This window comes from Candidatus Nanosynbacter sp. TM7-057 (genome assembly GCF_022828295.1).
Classification (GTDB): domain Bacteria; phylum Patescibacteriota; class Saccharimonadia; order Saccharimonadales; family Saccharimonadaceae; genus Nanosynbacter.
Genome location: NZ_JAJQJT010000002.1, coordinates 175,725 through 190,923 on the forward strand (window position 1 = coordinate 175,725; position 15,199 = coordinate 190,923).

At 44.4% G+C, this 15,199-nt stretch carries 17 protein-coding genes; 9 read left to right on the forward strand and 8 right to left on the reverse strand.

Features of this window, described 5'->3' with window-relative positions; translation table 11 throughout:
- Positions 1 to 113: 113 nt before the first annotated feature.
- Positions 114 to 572, reverse strand: coding sequence for a hypothetical protein (locus LRM45_RS03540; protein ID WP_243826784.1), 459 nt, complete (start codon positions 570 to 572; stop codon positions 114 to 116).
- Positions 573 to 877: 305 nt separating this feature from the next.
- Entirely contained in the window at positions 878 to 1,108 is a 231-nt protein-coding gene (locus tag LRM45_RS03545) for a hypothetical protein (RefSeq protein WP_243826785.1), read from the reverse strand.
- A 268-nt stretch (positions 1,109 to 1,376) separates the two neighbouring features.
- Here LRM45_RS03545 and LRM45_RS03550 point away from each other — a divergent pair, with 268 nt between their 5' ends.
- Complete coding sequence (locus LRM45_RS03550; RefSeq protein WP_243826786.1) at positions 1,377 to 1,916, forward strand: TrmH family RNA methyltransferase; 540 nt, start codon at positions 1,377 to 1,379, stop codon at positions 1,914 to 1,916.
- A gap of 1 nt (position 1,917) precedes the next feature.
- Here the strand turns inward: LRM45_RS03550 and LRM45_RS03555 are convergent, their stop codons facing one another.
- From LRM45_RS03555 to LRM45_RS03570, 4 genes are all read right to left on the reverse strand, one after another.
- A complete protein-coding gene (locus LRM45_RS03555; protein WP_243826787.1) occupies positions 1,918 to 2,871 on the reverse strand; it encodes a hypothetical protein in 954 nt (317 codons plus the stop codon).
- 90 nt (positions 2,872 to 2,961) lie between these two features.
- Positions 2,962 to 3,393, reverse strand: a complete 432-nt coding sequence (locus LRM45_RS03560; protein WP_243826788.1) for a pentapeptide repeat-containing protein — start codon at positions 3,391 to 3,393, stop codon at positions 2,962 to 2,964.
- Between the two features lie 69 nt (positions 3,394 to 3,462).
- A complete protein-coding gene (locus LRM45_RS03565) occupies positions 3,463 to 4,047 on the reverse strand; it encodes a hypothetical protein (protein ID WP_243826789.1) in 585 nt (194 codons plus the stop codon).
- Positions 4,048 to 4,108: 61 nt separating this feature from the next.
- Positions 4,109 to 4,312: a hypothetical protein gene (locus LRM45_RS03570; protein ID WP_243826790.1), complete on the reverse strand. Its 204-nt coding sequence runs from the start codon at positions 4,310 to 4,312 to the stop codon at positions 4,109 to 4,111.
- Between the two features lie 316 nt (positions 4,313 to 4,628).
- Here LRM45_RS03570 and hisS point away from each other — a divergent pair, with 316 nt between their 5' ends.
- The 4 genes from hisS to LRM45_RS03590 all read left to right on the forward strand — a co-directional run bounded on the left by hisS (position 4,629) and on the right by LRM45_RS03590 (position 8,910).
- Positions 4,629 to 5,963 (forward strand): histidine--tRNA ligase, encoded by a 1,335-nt coding sequence (hisS, locus tag LRM45_RS03575; RefSeq protein ID WP_243826791.1) that lies wholly within the window; start codon positions 4,629 to 4,631, stop codon positions 5,961 to 5,963.
- Between the two features lie 26 nt (positions 5,964 to 5,989).
- On the forward strand, positions 5,990 to 7,279 hold the full coding sequence (gene tig, locus LRM45_RS03580; RefSeq protein ID WP_243826792.1) for a trigger factor: 1,290 nt from the start codon (positions 5,990 to 5,992) through the stop codon (positions 7,277 to 7,279).
- Between the two features lie 7 nt (positions 7,280 to 7,286).
- Entirely contained in the window at positions 7,287 to 7,880 is a 594-nt protein-coding gene (locus LRM45_RS03585; protein WP_129635252.1) for an ATP-dependent Clp protease proteolytic subunit, read from the forward strand.
- 91 nt (positions 7,881 to 7,971) lie between these two features.
- Positions 7,972 to 8,910 carry a thymidylate synthase gene (locus LRM45_RS03590; RefSeq protein WP_243826793.1) on the forward strand — a complete coding sequence of 313 codons (939 nt, stop codon included), beginning with the start codon at positions 7,972 to 7,974 and terminating at the stop codon, positions 8,908 to 8,910.
- Between the two features lie 34 nt (positions 8,911 to 8,944).
- Here the strand turns inward: LRM45_RS03590 and LRM45_RS03595 are convergent, their stop codons facing one another.
- Both LRM45_RS03595 and LRM45_RS03600 read right to left on the reverse strand, forming a co-directional pair.
- Positions 8,945 to 9,244: a hypothetical protein gene (locus LRM45_RS03595; RefSeq protein WP_243826794.1), complete on the reverse strand. Its 300-nt coding sequence runs from the start codon at positions 9,242 to 9,244 to the stop codon at positions 8,945 to 8,947.
- 34 nt (positions 9,245 to 9,278) lie between these two features.
- The gene (locus tag LRM45_RS03600) at positions 9,279 to 9,773 is read right to left on the reverse strand and encodes a dihydrofolate reductase (RefSeq protein WP_243819209.1); all 495 of its coding nucleotides are present in this window, start codon (positions 9,771 to 9,773) and stop codon (positions 9,279 to 9,281) included.
- A gap of 104 nt (positions 9,774 to 9,877) precedes the next feature.
- On the opposite strand from LRM45_RS03600, the gene LRM45_RS04235 reads away from it, so the two are divergent.
- From LRM45_RS04235 to rpoB, 4 genes are all read left to right on the forward strand, one after another.
- Positions 9,878 to 10,597 carry a dCTP deaminase gene (locus tag LRM45_RS04235; RefSeq protein ID WP_243826795.1) on the forward strand — a complete coding sequence of 240 codons (720 nt, stop codon included), beginning with the start codon at positions 9,878 to 9,880 and terminating at the stop codon, positions 10,595 to 10,597.
- A complete protein-coding gene (locus tag LRM45_RS03610) occupies positions 10,597 to 11,040 on the forward strand; it encodes an HIT family protein (RefSeq protein ID WP_243826796.1) in 444 nt (147 codons plus the stop codon). Before LRM45_RS04235 ends, LRM45_RS03610 begins: the two co-directional genes overlap by 1 nt.
- A complete protein-coding gene (gene tmk, locus LRM45_RS03615) occupies positions 11,040 to 11,687 on the forward strand; it encodes a dTMP kinase (RefSeq protein WP_243826797.1) in 648 nt (215 codons plus the stop codon). The genes LRM45_RS03610 and tmk overlap by 1 nt, the downstream gene beginning before the upstream one ends.
- A gap of 170 nt (positions 11,688 to 11,857) precedes the next feature.
- Positions 11,858 to 15,199: a DNA-directed RNA polymerase subunit beta gene (rpoB, locus tag LRM45_RS03620; RefSeq protein WP_243826798.1), complete on the forward strand. Its 3,342-nt coding sequence runs from the start codon at positions 11,858 to 11,860 to the stop codon at positions 15,197 to 15,199.

Genomic DNA, 15,199 nt, shown 5'->3' on the forward strand with positions numbered 1-15,199 from the left:
TTCACCATAAGAAAATCACCCGTAGTTAGGGTGATTTTTAATGTCGTAAATTCAGAGTCTACATGACAGGCAATCGTAAAAGAACAATCACCCGCCATGTAGACTATATAACGTCAGTCAATCCAGGGATTGCTGAGTACAGCCTCGTCGCGGCTTTGCATGGATTCTCCTGCGTACATCAAGCACAGAAGAATACCATCAATCTCGTTCAAGACCCCCTCGAACTGGTCTTCGTCTTCGTCCGTCATGGCGACGTGCTTAGTGACGAAGATTTTCAGTTCTTCTAGAGCCGCCGAGATGCGTACGGCATCGTTGTAGATGTTGACACCTACAACGATGGCTGGGGATTGCGCAAGACGGGTGCTCGCATAGGTCTGGAGGTCTTGCACTCGCTGATACATGTCGCGAATCTGTTGGACGAATCGCCTGGTTTGAATTGCAGGGATATATTCGTCCTTGCAGATGACATTCATGGCGGTGTGCCATTTCGCATTCAGGGCTTCCGCCGTAGTGAAGAGATCGTCAGAGACATCGATAAACATTGTGCTATCTTCCTGTTCATGTTCTCTCATCCGCAGGATTGCGACGTATTGTTCTTTAACAACACAAGATGAGATCTTATCTCTCTTATGGTGGTTTTAAAAAAGAAATAAAACCTCATCTTGTATTCGATTGCCTGTCAAAGTTCACTTTTGGACAAGGATTTACTCAACTTGTCAACAAAAGCTGATATTATATATATCACACTTGTGTAAAAAAGTCAATAGAACACATAAAAAACAGCCTCAAATGAGACTATTCCAAAATGATTTCAGGGGATATATGACAAGCAGCCATAAAAAAGAATGTGGATCAACTCATCATATATCCCGCGCTGTTAGTCTTCTGGCTCTGTGTGGCCCAGAAGACTTTGCGCTACTTGCGCCAGCGCAGTGGCTTCTTCGCTTAGCTGGACGAGAAGTTTCCTAACTTCTACATCAGTGGCAATCGCGTGTGATATCAGACCTTCTTTCGGGATATAGTCGAGGGTCAATTTCTTCCCCTCGACAGACGCGGTTGCTCGACGAAGAAAATTCTCCAGTGCTGTCGTATTGGTCTTTTTATTCACGATCCCTCACCTTTCTGGTGTTTTCTCGCCCTCACTGTGATATATGTGCATTCTTTATGCACAAGACGAGATTTTATCCCTTAAAGTTTTTAGAAGAAATAAAAACTCGCCTTGTGTTTTGGCTGCTTGTCAATGAACGTTTTCGGATGAGGAGTAATCTCAACTCATTAACGAAAACCAATATTACTTATACCATTCTATGGTGATTAAGTCAATAGAAGGCTCTCAATTTTGTTATTTGTTCAGGAATTTTGCTAAAATAACAGAGATGGAAGATAAAAGAAATGTCATTGATAAGTTTAAGGGTCGGAGCGAATCGGAGATTATAAGTGAGCTGGATTCTGAAGATCACGGTTTGGTGATTGCGCTGGAAAATACCGAGCGAGATTTTAATATGGGGACAATTGTCAGGAGCGCTAATGCGTTTGGCGTGCGGCAGATTTATGTAATTGGGCGCAGGCAGTGGAATAAGCGCGGTGCGATGATGACGGATAAGTATCTGCACATTACGTATCTGGCGACGACGGAAGAGTTTGTTGAAAAAATGCGGACTGAAGGTAGGGAAATTATTGCTATTGATAATATTCCTGGCAGTGTCAATATGTCGCAGACGAGTTTACCGAAGTGTGCGGTTTTGGTATTTGGGCAAGAAGGTCCAGGGATTTCTGCGGAGCTGGCTGGTGCTGCGGATCAGATTGTGGCGATTGAGCAATTCGGCTCGACTCGTTCTATAAACGTTGGCGCGGCAGCGACTGTGGCGATGTATTGCTGGTTGCAGCAGAATGTATTGACGTTGTCCGAGGGGTGATTTATAGATCAATTGAGCTATTTCCGTAGTGTAGACTGTATGATCCTGCTTGTAATATTTTTTTCATGTTATCTGAAGTGGCGATGTTTTTCCATCCTTGTGAACCTATTAGAACTCCAAGATTTTGTGCCGTATAAGATATATCTGGTGCAAAGTGTGGATTGTGAGAATATGACGCGGAAGACAAATACGCAGAAAACCTCATTAATACATCCGGCGTGATAATCTCATTTATGGTTTTTCTGGATAATAAAGCGACTTCTTCTAAATTTATTTCTGATTGAGAATGTCTATTGACAGAAAAAGTGGCAGTATATGTCATGGTTGTGTCGTCATTGTTTATACGTTCACTACTAAAATATGTACTGAAATTATGACAAATTCTCTGTCCAACTGATAGTCCTATAAATCTAGCTAGCTCGCACCATAATGCGCAGATTTGTAGAGGCTGGTCTTTGATCTCGATGTTTAGTTCTAAAGGTGAATTAATATTTGATAGTTGATTTGTCGGGTATATTAAATCGACAATGCCTTCATTTACAGCCTTTGTATCTGGCAGTAAGCTAACTGAATCTATATTTTTCCAGGATTTCGTGTTGAGCTTTTTCAGTTCTTTAATTACTCTTTCTGGATTGCCGATATAAAGCATATTGGGCTCTTCGGCGCCTATTTGGGATATCGCTTGCGCGACCGGCAGATATCCAGATTTTTCCGACCCTAAGTCGGCTTTCATGGTTGCTATATTATTTAATAATTTTTCAGATTCATTATTATAGCGTTCGCCGTTAATGACTATTATGCCTGATTCGTAGGTTTCGCCGTTTAATGAATAGTCTAATAGCTTATATCTATTGTGCTGGTAAAGATATTCTGTAACCGTAGACACAAATAAATACTCATAGGCGTGAGCTAGCTGAATGCAGGGGTGGTATTTAACTATTGTAAAATATTTCATATGAACAGTTTAGCAAGAAAAAGAGTCGGTTTATAGACACGACTCAGGTCTTTGATGGCTGTCAACAACATGCATTGGGAATAATAAAACCTAGCTAATTTCTACGCCTTGTTGGCTCAAAAAATCACGAGTTTCATCATCTAATTTACAATTTATGAAACGCGATCGTGCTGCCAATTTCCCGCTACCATAGACAAATTGTGTTTCCTTGTCATATTTCATTCCTCTAAAGTCACAATCCTTTGCTTCAATGATTAGTTTTGCGCCACGAAAATCCACATTCCGAACCGACGAATTGGTAAAATAAATTGGTTGCCCATAAATGTGCTTTGCGTCGTCCAGATTACAATTCTGAAACACGAAAAAGCCCATGACAAACTGGTCGAAATCAACGCCATGAAAATCCTCATCCGTAAAGCGAACAAACTCGCCTTCTTGAATGGCGGGATAGCGCTCACGCTGGTAAGCTGGCAAATCATTAGCGCGAATGGCGGCGGCGATTCGGTGGGTAATATGACTCATAAGTTAAGGATAGAGTAGCTCGTCGTGCTGCGCAACAACCTAACGCCGCCAGCTTTCAACCGACTACATTTAGTCAAGCTCTTTACTCAGTCCGATCATCTCATCCAGCTTGCCAGATTTTTTTATCTCGGCCAAATTCATTGCTTCTATCTCTGTTGCTAAGTCCCATATTTCATACAGCGGGCGGTCATCTTCGGTAATATCATAATGCGCCATTAGGTTGACAATTTTATACGCTATATCATGAGCTGGCCACATATTCATGCAACTATCTGACAAAAGCACTTTAATATATTTAATAATATTTGATCTAGACGTTAGATTTATGTCTATTTTGTTAATTTCTTTCTCATACCCAACCGTTTTCGCCAGCCGCTGCCAAAGTTTTAGGCGCGCACTCATAGTGCACTCATTACAAACTAGCTTCACTAGGGCGGTTATTTCAGAAACTAACGGTTGAGCCTCTGCAATATCTATACACCGAATCTGCAAGATAGTCTTAGAAATTGACGTATCATAATCAATGCCAAGTAACGGCAGATACTCGCACACAAACGACCGCACATCAGCTGCACTACGAATTAAACCGAGCCTATTCGACCAGAACATGTCGATGTCGTTGCGGATGATGTTGCTGAGTGGCGGCGTGTTCATATAGATAACGTAAAATATTCAAGTAAGATGGACAGTTTTATGACGTGTCCAGGTCTGGGGGCTAGAGCTGAGTCGAGTCGTACTTCAGACTGCCGTCGGGGTAGAAGGTGATGTGGTCGTGATCCTGACCATTCTCCCTACTGGCGGCGGCCTCCTGCGACAAGGACTCGTCCTTGTAGAAGTGCAGGTACTCAGTGCCGCCGTCGTCCCGCTGCTTCTCCAGGACCTTCTCGTCCTCGTTCTCAGCGTAGAGCTGCCAACCCATTTTGTACTCCTTCTGGAGTCGGGCAGAGAATAGTAATTCTCCGCGAAGTGGGGCGTCTCAAGCCCAATGGCTTTGGGCGAAACGCCAGCCTCTGCGATTGCAAAAGCTGATATATATATATCAATTACTTGATCTATTGTCAACAGGTATTTACAAAAATCATGAAATTTACTACAATAGGCGTATGATTTTACCTAAATTCCATCATTCACACGTGTTGCCGAGGTAGGACTCTGATTTTTGATTGTACGCGCCGAGTTCTGCCTCGGCGTTTTTGATTGCTATAAATAAGAAATAATGACATAATGGAGCTAACATGAGCAGTTTATCTACACAAAGTTACAAAGGTTCGCGAGACTATTTTCCAGAGGAAAAGCGTCTGCAGAATTACATTTTTAATGTTTGGCACAAGACGGTTGAGAGTTTTGGCTATGAAGAATACGGCGCGCCGCTACTGGAGCCGCTAGATATTTATTTGGCGAAGTCAGGTCAGGAATTGGCAGGCGAGCAAACATACGCTTTTGAAGATCGTGGTGGTCGAATGGTGGCAGTCCGCCCTGAGATGACGCCGTCGATTTCTCGAATGGTGGCGGCTAAGCGTCAGGAATTAGCGATGCCTGCGCGGCTGTATTCAATTGCTAATTTTATGCGCTATGAACGACCGCAACGTGGGCGTGAGCGTGAGTTTTGGCAATTGAATGCGGATTTGTTTGGCGTGGACGGCGCGGCGGCGGACGCGGAGATTATTGAACTGAGCCACGCTAGCGTGATGAATTTTGGCGCCAAGCAAGAAATGTTTACGGTCAGGGTTAATAATCGCCAATTGATCAATCGTTTGATGAGTCAATTTTTAAAGCTTGATATTGTTGGTTCGACGATGATGATGAAGCTGCTCGATAGGAAAAATAAGATTCCTGCCGAAGAATTTAAGCGTCAGGCGATTGAGATTTTTGGCAATCAAGCATCAGAGGGTCTGCCGAAGTTAGCAAAAATGATTAGCATGAAGTCTGTTGATGATTTACCGAGCGAATTGATGGAAGATGAAAGCGTCAAGCAGCTTCGCGAAGTGATGAAATTGCTTAGCCAAAAAGGCATTACGAATGCAGTGTTTGATGTTACTTTGATGCGCGGACTGGACTATTACACGGGCATGGTTTTTGAGCTTTTTGACAATTCGCCAGAGAATAACCGAGCGTTGTTTGGCGGAGGACGATATGACGGATTGGTCGGGCTATTTGGCGTTGAACCGATTGCTACGGTCGGCGTTGGCATGGGCGCAACGACAATGGAACAATTTTTGGAAGTGCACAATTTGTTGCCGAAATTGACATCTAAAACAGATGTATATATAATTCCGGTGTCAAAAGAATCTATGGCTGGCGCGGACGATTTGGCGCGAAAATTGCGCAGTGAAGGCGTGCGAGCAGAGTTGGACATCACTGGTAGAAAGATTGACAAGCAGATAAAAGCGGCGCTAAAAAAGCAAATTCCGTTTGCGGTGTTCGTGGGTGAGGATGAAATTGCTAGCGGTGCATACACGGTTCGAAACTTGGTGGAGTCTGATGAGCAAAAGGTTAGCGCTGAACGAATCGTGACAATTGTCAAAGATCGTCGATACGATGGCGATGAGGACGCTCTGTTTGAGATATAGTCTGATATCTGTTATAATTAGTCTTTATGAAGACTACTGTAAAAAAACTATCAGATACTAAAGTTCAATTGACGATTTCTTTGGGTGCTAGCGAATTAGCTGACGCAGAACAAGTTTCCTTGACGAAGTTGGCGCGTGACATCAAAGTTCCAGGTTTTCGCAAAGGAAAAGTTCCCGCAACTATAGCCGCTAAGCATGTTGATCCTAATGCGCTTCAGGAGCAGATTTTAGAGAATGCTTTGTCAAAGGCAGTAGCTGAGGCGTTTTTGCAGGAAAAATTGCAAGCTTTGGATCGACCAAGTGTTGAAGTTAAAAAGTTTGTTCCTGGTTCTGAGTTGGAATTTACGGCTGAAGTTGAAGTTATTCCGCCAGTAAAATTGGGCGATTACAAAAAATTGACAGCGAAAAAAGAAGTAGCCAAGGTCGAGAATAAAGATGTTGACGAGGTTATTGAGCGAATCCGTAAAAACTATTCCGAAAAATCAGAGGTCAAGCGTGCCGCTAAGCTCGGCGACGAGGCTGTGATTGACTTTACGGGAAAGAAAGACGGCGTGGCGTTTGACGGCGGTTCGGCTAAGGAATATGGCTTGAAGCTTGGCGAAGGTCAATTCATTCCTGGATTTGAAGAAGGTGTGATTGGTCATAAGGCTGGCGAAGAATTTGATTTGAAACTGAAATTCCCAGAGGATTATCACGCTGAGAATTTGGCAGGTCAAGACGTTGTGTTTACCGTGAAACTTCACAAGGTTAATGAATTGAAATTGCCAGAACTAAACGATGAATTTGCTGCAAAATGCGGTCCATTTACAGAGATGAAAGAAGTAAAAGCGGACATCAAGCGTGAGCTCACCGCGCAAAAAGAGCGTGAAGCTGACGAGAAGTTTAAGGACGCGTTGGTTGGCGAATTGACGGAAAAAAGTAAAGCTGCGCTGCCAGAACTTTTGGTTGAGGATCAATTGCGATCAATCGAGCGTGACTTGACTCAGAATTTGATGTATAGCGGACTGAGTTTGGAGAGTTATTTGAAGACTCAGGGCTTCAAAGATAAGGAAGAGTGGACGAAGAAAGAGGCTCGTCCAGCGGCTGAAAAGCGCGTTAAGGCTGGCTTGGTATTGGCAGAACTATCGAAGGAATTGAAGATTGATGCTTCTCGCGATGAAATCCAGAAACAAATTGACTTCTTCAAGCAACAATACGGTAAAGATAAGAAAATATTAGAGCAATTTGACAACCCAAACGTTCATCGCGACATTGCCAATCGAATGATTACAGATAAGACCGTTGCTAAATTGGTCGAATTAAACACGAAGAAATAGGGTAAATATGCCAAAATCATATCTCATTCCAACTGTCGTTGAAAAATCGGCCGACGGCGAGCGTGCTTTCGATATCTATTCGAGATTGTTGAATGAGAGAATTATTTTCCTTGGCGAAGACGTTAACGAACATACCGCGAACAGCGTAGTGGCGCAATTACTGCATTTGGCATATGTTGACCCGCAGGCTGATATATCGCTATATATCAATAGTCCAGGCGGCAGTGTTTATGATGGAATGGCAATTTATGACACGATGAATTTTATTAAGCCCGATGTGGCGACGTATGGAATTGGTTTGCAGGCAAGTATGGGCGCGTTTTTGCTCAGCTCTGGCGCTAAGGGGAAGAGGTTTTGCTTGCCGCACGCTAAGGTGATGATTCATCAGCCGTCTTCTGGAACGCACGGAAAAGTGACCGACATGGAAATTGACATGAAGGAAACTTTGGAAGTTAAGGAAATGCTAGCGAAGATTATGGCGAAAAACACCGGTCAGAAGTTGGCTAAGGTCAAGTCCGATATGGAGCGTGACTATTGGATGACGCCAGATGAAGCTGTAAAGTACGGACTAATCGACAAAGTCTTGACTAAATTGTCGTAAAAAATTGCGTGTTTGTTGTTAAAACTACTAGTGATTCTGCTTGTGGTTTTTGGAGAATATTGTCATAATTTGAGTTAGGCAAGGAGGGCTTATGAGGCAATATTTAGACGCATTGAAATACGTTCGTGATAACGGTGTACAAAAAGGCGATCGTACGGGAACGGGGACGACAGAGGTTTTTGGTATTCAGACGCGATATAATTTGGCGGACGGATTTCCGGCGATGACTACCAAGAAGTTATATTTCAAAAGTGTCGCTCATGAGCTTTTATGGTTTCTTAAGGGTACGGGCAATATTGAATATTTGGCGCAAAACGGCGTTCATATTTGGGATGAGTGGCCATATAAAAATTACCTAGAAAAAACTGGTCAGAAAATACCGGAAATTAACGGCGACGAGTGGCGCGCTGGCATGAAGGAATTTATTGATAAGATTGCGAACGATCATGCGTTTGCTGAAGAATGGGGAAATTTGGGTCCTGTTTATGGTGTCCAATGGCGAAAATGGCCGGACGGGAAGGGTGGAACTATTGATCAGATTCAGAACGCTATTGACATGATAAAGACAAGTCCAGAGTCGCGTCGGAATATCGTGAGCGCGTGGAATGTGGCGGAAATTGATGACATCGTCCAAGCTGGCGGGCTGCCTCCGTGTCATACGATGTTTCAATTTAACGTAAGACCTGGTAAAAACAGCGAGAAGGACAAGCTGGATTTGGCGCTGACTCAGAGATCGGCGGATATGTTCCTTGGGGTGCCGTTTAACATTGCCAGCTATGCGCTGCTTCTGTCTATGGTCGCTCAAGTCACCGACAAGCAACCCGGCGAGTTTATCCATACCTTAAATAGTGCACATATTTACAATAATCACCGCGCGCAAGTTGACGAGCAATTATCGCGCCGTCCGCTGTCGCTACCAAAGCTGTGGTTGAATCCAGACATCAAGAGTATCGACGATTTCACCATTGATGATATCCGCCTGGAGGACTACGAGCATCATCCACCGATCAAGGCGCCGATTGCTGTGTAGTGTGATTTGCACTTATAGCCTGAGTGGCTAAGGTTTATTTTTTACGGAGATTTTTCTTCGGCAGAATTTTATATCGTCTGGTGTCGGGATTAAACTGTATATCTCTATACGTTCCTTTTGCTGTAGAGTTGCCATTTTCAGATGTTCCTCTTTCTATCAAGAACGCTTTACTATTGACCGTTCCATCTTCATTGCAGGCAGGATTATCGACAAGTATTGCAATGAGGGCGCGCACTGAATTCTGATATTCTGGTATATCTGTAATTTTAAGATCGCCACTCTCTTCGGGATCTATGATACATAGATTATATTGCTCATTCATGCGCTTTATCATACCATAAATACCAAATACTGTCAACTTAAGGAGGCTATTTTCTTTTATACGTCACAAAATCAAAATCGTAATTATTTTCATTATCTGCCGAATGATGTGTGCGACTTACTTCCTCCCACGCGTCCATATCTATCTCTGGGAAAAAAGTGTCAGCATCGGGGAATTCGGCGTCAATTTCCGTGGCGTAAATAGTGTCAATTTCTGGAATATCTAGCGCGTCTTTATAAACTCGTGAGCCACCAATGATAAAAGTCGGATATCGCGATAAGGCCAGGGCGCTTCGTAAATTCATAGCCGTCAGAACTTTTTTGACGCCAGTTGGCTTGGATGAAATGACAATATTTTCTCTGTCTGGAAGTGGTCGCGAGCCAATTGACTCAAACGTTTTTCTGCCCATAATGACATTGCTGTTTCTCGTCAAGCGCTTAAAATTCACCAAGTCGGCCGGCAAACTTCGCCCCCACGGCATATCGCCATTTTGTCCGATGGCGCGGTTTTTATCGTAAGCTACAATAATGGCTTTTTCCATAATTTCAGTTTAACATGCTGTAAAATTTACCGAAAGCTTGATAGGAATGCATAAACTTGCCATAATAAGATTTGGTAGAAAAATCACGCAATGGGAGGTGTTTAGTGAGCGTGTACTCAAATAAAGATATATTAGCGGCGATTGAAGACGGGACGATTGTCTGTACGCCGTTCAACCCAAAAAACGTATCGGAAGCCAGCTTAGATTTTACGCTAGGCTTTAATTTTTATAAACAGGAATATGACGATATTTCGCGAGTTTATAATCCGTTTGACGAGTCTGATGTCAATCGATACTTCAAGGGTCCACTTAAGGCGATTCCGCACGCCGAATGGTGTGAGCGGCACGGTTTTCGGGAATTTAAGAATATTCCGCCAGATCATCCGATAATCGTTTTGAAGCCTGGTGAGCGAATTTTGGCGCATACGCACGAATTTGTTGGAATTCGGACGCATGGCGGCGCGGCTGAGGTGAAAAGTCGTAGCTCTTGGGGGCGAAACGGCGTGGCGGTGTGTTTTGATGCTGGCTGGGTTGATCCGGGATATATAAATCGGATTACGCTTGAGATTTACAATTTGAATAAGCATGAAAGTGTGGTTTTGCCTGTCGGCGAACGTATTGGGCAATTGATTTTTCATCACACTGGTCAGGTTGACGGCGGATATGCTAGTGGACGCGGTGGAATGAGCGGTAAATATCAGCACACTGACGATTTGGATGAATTGATAAAGACTTGGCGTCCAGAAATGATGTTGCCGCGGGCATTTAAGGATAATCGTCATAAACCGATGGAAATTCCGGGTCTAAGCGAGGGGATTTTGTGATGATGGCAGGTTCAATGTTTCGCTCACGAACGAAAGAAAAAGAATATATCGATCACAGGAGAAAGCATAAGTCTGACGGCTGCGATTTTTGTCAATTGGTAAAGCATCACACAGATCAGGTAGTTGATGAAACTGCGCATTGCCTGATTATTAAGAACAGATTTGGCTATAATTTTTGGGATGGCTGCGGCGTGGATGATCATTTGATGATTATACCGAAACGGCACGTGGATTCATTGGCGAATTTGAGCGATGAGGAAAAAATTGACTATATGAATCAGATTGCGAAATTTGAGAATGACGGCTATTCGATTTACGCCCGAGCGCAAGGAAGTAAAACCAGGTCGATGGCGCATCAGCACACGCATTTTATAAAAGTTGACGGCAAGGCGAAAAAGATGATGCTTTATCTGAATAAGCCGCATACTGTGATTACGAGGTGATGATGAGTGACGCGGGAAAATATATAGTTATCGAGGGTAATGACGGGACAGGAAAGTCGACGCAGGTCGCGAAATTGGCGGAATATTTCCGATCAATCGGGCGAACGGTTTGCGTGATTGAAGAGCCGGGAAGCGATGATTCGGAAAAATCAACTCCGATAGCAAATGAGCTTCGAAAAGTTATAAAAAACGGCGATTTGGCTCGCTCTGCGGCGGTGAATGTGGCGCTATTTTCTGCAGCTCGGCGTGAATTGTGGCGGGAAAAAATTCAACCTGCGTTGGAGCGTGGGGAAATTGTTTTGAGCGCGAGAAATTATATTTCAACGCTGGTTTATCAGGGACGAGGCGAAGGTTATGACGAGTCGGAGATTCTGCGATTGACGGAATTGTTCACCGACGAAAAATATCTGAAGCCGGACGTTATGGTTATTTTGAGTTTGAGTCGCGATAAGCGGGAAGAGCGAATTTCTATGCGCGGCGAGCTGAAAAATCCTGACACTTTTGAGTCGCGCGGGCAAGATTTTCAGAAAAAAGTCGACGATGGATATTTGGAGATTGCCAAAGTATACGGAATTCCGGTAATCTCTGCTGACGGGACAATTGACGGAGTTCATGATATGTTGATTGATAATATTGAAAAACACTAGTAAAACCCCTTGATTTTATTGACACTTTTCGTCATAATGAGTAGTTATAGAAGTAGTGTATTCATGGCGGGTGAAAATTGCGAGTAGGCAAATCGTGATTTTGGGCTATGAATTAGAGATCTTCACGGCCGTCTATTAACCACTAATTAAAGCGAGGAGTGTTTACGCCTGTGGCAAAAAAACCAACCACAAGTAGCGAGCGCGTCTATTTCACCTCTGGTGATAATGCCCTGCCGCTACCAAACTTAATCGCTCACCAAAAAGATTCTTGGCGCTGGTTCGTCGAAGAAGGTTTGAGTGAGATATTTTCAGAAATTAATCCAATTGACGACTACACTGGTCAGAAGTTGTCATTAAAGTTCGGCAAATACTATTTTGGCGAGCCAAAAAACACTGACCAATTTGCCAAAGAGAACAACTTGACATTTGAGGCTCCGCTACACGCAACAGTTGAATTGACGAATAAAACAACTGGCGTAGTTGAAGAGCAGGAAATTTACCTCGGTGAATATCCATGGATGACTGAGCGCGGTACATTCGTTATCAACGGTACGGAGCGTGTGGTTGTTAGCCAGTTGATTCGTTCTGCTGGTGTTTTCTTTACCGCTGAAACAGTGGCTGGTCGTAATTACTACGGCGCAAAAATCATTCCAGGACGTGGAGCTTGGATGGAGTTTGAGACGGCTTCTAATGGCGCAATTTACGTAAAGATTGACCGCCGCCGCAAGATGCCAGCAACGACTTTGTTGCGCGCTTTGGGCTATCCAAAGACTAGCGAAATTAAGGAATTGTTCGCTGATATCGATACTGGCGACGTAAAATACATTGACGAAACCTTGGACAAGGATACGTCTCGTGGTGCAAATGAGGCGTTGATTGAGGTTTATCGTCGATTGCGTCCAGGCGACTTGGCGACAGTTGATAACGCTCGTCAGATGATTGAACGAATGTTCTTTGACTTCAAGCGGTTTGATTATTCGCGGGTTGGTCGTTATAAATTGAACCAACGCTTGGGTCTGGATGTTGCAAATACAGCAGAAAATCGCACATTGCAAATGAGCGATTTGGTGGCGATTTTGCGTGAAGTTATTCGCTTGAACAATACGCAAGAGCCAGCTGACGACATTGACGCATTGAGCAACCGCCGAATTCGCTTGGTTGGTGAATTGATTGCTCGACAATTCCGTGTTGGTATGCTTCGAATGCAGCGCAATGCGATGGATCGTATGAGCGTGGCTGATTTGGAAAGTGTTAGTCCAAGTCAATTGATCAACGCTCGTCCAATTGTTGCAGCTGTTCGTGAATTCTTTACTTCAAGCCAGCTGTCGCAGTTACTTGACGAGGTTAACCCATTGTCAGAGTTGAGCCACAAGCGACGCTTGAGCTCGACTGGTCCTGGCGGTTTGACTCGTGAGCGCGCTGGATTTGAGGTTCGCGACGCCCACCCGACTCACTATGGTCGTATCTGTTCAGTGGAAACGCCAGAAGGTGCGAATATCGGTCTGGTGCTTAACTTGGCGACTTATGCGCGTGTTAACGAATATGGTTTTATTGAAACTCCATATCTTCGTGTGAAAGACGGCAAAGTCACTGACGAACTTGTTTATTTGGATGCTTCACAGGAAATTGGTGAGGTTATCGCTGATGCTGGTGAAGCTCTTAACGAAGACGGAACTTTCCGCGACGAGCGTGTCAACGCCCGCAGCAACATGCAGCCATCACAAGTTGATGCTAGCCAAGTTACATTCATGGATGCGGCTCACCGCCAGATTCTAGGTTCGACTGCGGCATTGGTGCCATTTATTGAAAAGACTCGTGTCGACCGTGCCTTGACTGGTTCAAACATGCAACGCCAGGCGGTTCCGCTATTATGCCCAGAATCTGCAACTGTTGGTACTGGAATTGAGAAGGCTGTGGCTGAGAATAGTGGTCACTTGATTCAAGCTAGCGCCGACGGCGAAGTCGTTCGCGCTGATGCCGACGAAGTTCACGTCAAATATGCTGACGGCGTAAAGATTTACACATTGAAGCACTTCGTAAAGAACAATGACGATCGCTGCTACAACCAAAAAGTTCGCGTCGAGCGTGGCGACAAGGTTAAGAAGGGCGATATTCTGATTGAAGGCGCTTCGATTGCCGGCGGTGAAATTGCCCTAGGTAAAAACCTTCTGGTTGCCTTTATGCCATGGGGCGGCTACAACATGGAAGACGCGATTATTATGAGTCGTCGTTTGGTCGAAGATGATCGATTGACAAGCATTAACATTAAAGATTACACCGTTGAGGTTCGTGAGACGAAGCTTGGTCCAGAGATTGTGACGCGCGATATTCCAAACGTTTCCGAGGAAAGTTTGCGTCACTTGGACGAGAACGGAATTGTCCAAATTGGTTCAGAGGTTAAGGCTGGCGATGTTTTGGTTGGTAAGATTACACCAAAGGGCGAGCAGGAATTGAGCTCTGAGGAACGCTTGCTTCGCGCAATCTTCGGTGAAAAAGCTAAGGACGTTCGCGATACTTCACAGCGAATGAACAATGCGGGCGGCGGTAAAGTTGTTGGCGTTAAGATCTTTAGTCGTGAAAATGGTCACGAGTTGAAGGCTGGCGTTTTGATGCAAATTCAGATCTTCGTTGCGCAATTACGAAAGATTGGCGTTGGTGATAAGATGGCTGGACGCTTCGGTAACAAGGGTGTTGTGGCGAAGGTTCTTCCTGTTGAAGATATGCCATTCCTAGAAGACGGTACGCCGGTTGACGTAGTTTTGAACCCACTTGGTGTGCCAAGCCGCATGAACCTTGGTCAGATTTTTGAAACTCACCTTGGTATGGCGGCGCGAGCATTGGGTTACCGCGTAGCAACTCCGTCATTTAACGGTGTTCCAAGTGAGAAGATTTCTGACGAGCTAGAAAAAGCTGGTTTGGCGCGTGACGGCAAGAGTCAATTGTTTGACGGTCGCACCGGTGAACCATTTGAGGAGCGAACAACAGTTGGTGTGATGCATATGATTAAGTTGCACCACATGGTTTCTGACAAGATTCACGCCCGCTCAACTGGTCCATACACGATGGTTACTCAGCAGCCACTTGGTGGTAAAGCACAAAACGGTGGTCAGCGCTTCGGTGAAATGGAGGTTTGGGCATTGGAAGCTTACGGTGCCGCTGCAACCTTGCAGGAAATGTTGACAATTAAGTCCGACGACGTTTACGGTCGCGCAAAGGCTTACGAGTCAATCATTAAGGATGAGCCGATTGTTGGTCCAAAACTTCCAGAGTCCTTCAACGTGTTGGTTAAGGAGCTTCAAGGTTTGGGTCTTCGAGTTGATTTGGTTGACGACGAGGCTGCAGTTGACGCTGAGCATGTTATCGCTTCAAGTGGTCCAGAAGACAAAACCGTTGCCGCTGACAATGAGGAAGAAGAAACATACTTGGACGAATCAGATGACATCGGTGAAATTGACGATGGCATGAGCGTGCAAGATATTGATGAAGTAGAAGAAATAAAGGAGGACGCGTAA

Coding starts and splice junctions, on each gene's coding strand:
- LRM45_RS03540 (WP_243826784.1), bottom strand. CDS start 572: ATGAGAGAACATGAACAGGAAGATAGCACAATGTTTATCGATGTCTCT.
- LRM45_RS03550 (WP_243826786.1), top strand. CDS start 1,377: ATGGAAGATAAAAGAAATGTCATTGATAAGTTTAAGGGTCGGAGCGAA.
- LRM45_RS03555 (WP_243826787.1), bottom strand. CDS start 2,871: ATGAAATATTTTACAATAGTTAAATACCACCCCTGCATTCAGCTAGCT.
- LRM45_RS03560 (WP_243826788.1), bottom strand. CDS start 3,393: ATGAGTCATATTACCCACCGAATCGCCGCCGCCATTCGCGCTAATGAT.
- LRM45_RS03565 (WP_243826789.1), bottom strand. CDS start 4,047: ATGAACACGCCGCCACTCAGCAACATCATCCGCAACGACATCGACATG.
- LRM45_RS03570 (WP_243826790.1), bottom strand. CDS start 4,312: ATGGGTTGGCAGCTCTACGCTGAGAACGAGGACGAGAAGGTCCTGGAG.
- hisS (WP_243826791.1), top strand. CDS start 4,629: ATGAGCAGTTTATCTACACAAAGTTACAAAGGTTCGCGAGACTATTTT.
- tig (WP_243826792.1), top strand. CDS start 5,990: ATGAAGACTACTGTAAAAAAACTATCAGATACTAAAGTTCAATTGACG.
- LRM45_RS03585 (WP_129635252.1), top strand. CDS start 7,287: ATGCCAAAATCATATCTCATTCCAACTGTCGTTGAAAAATCGGCCGAC.
- LRM45_RS03590 (WP_243826793.1), top strand. CDS start 7,972: ATGAGGCAATATTTAGACGCATTGAAATACGTTCGTGATAACGGTGTA.
- LRM45_RS03595 (WP_243826794.1), bottom strand. CDS start 9,244: ATGATAAAGCGCATGAATGAGCAATATAATCTATGTATCATAGATCCC.
- LRM45_RS03600 (WP_243819209.1), bottom strand. CDS start 9,773: ATGGAAAAAGCCATTATTGTAGCTTACGATAAAAACCGCGCCATCGGA.
- LRM45_RS03610 (WP_243826796.1), top strand. CDS start 10,597: ATGATGGCAGGTTCAATGTTTCGCTCACGAACGAAAGAAAAAGAATAT.
- tmk (WP_243826797.1), top strand. CDS start 11,040: ATGATGAGTGACGCGGGAAAATATATAGTTATCGAGGGTAATGACGGG.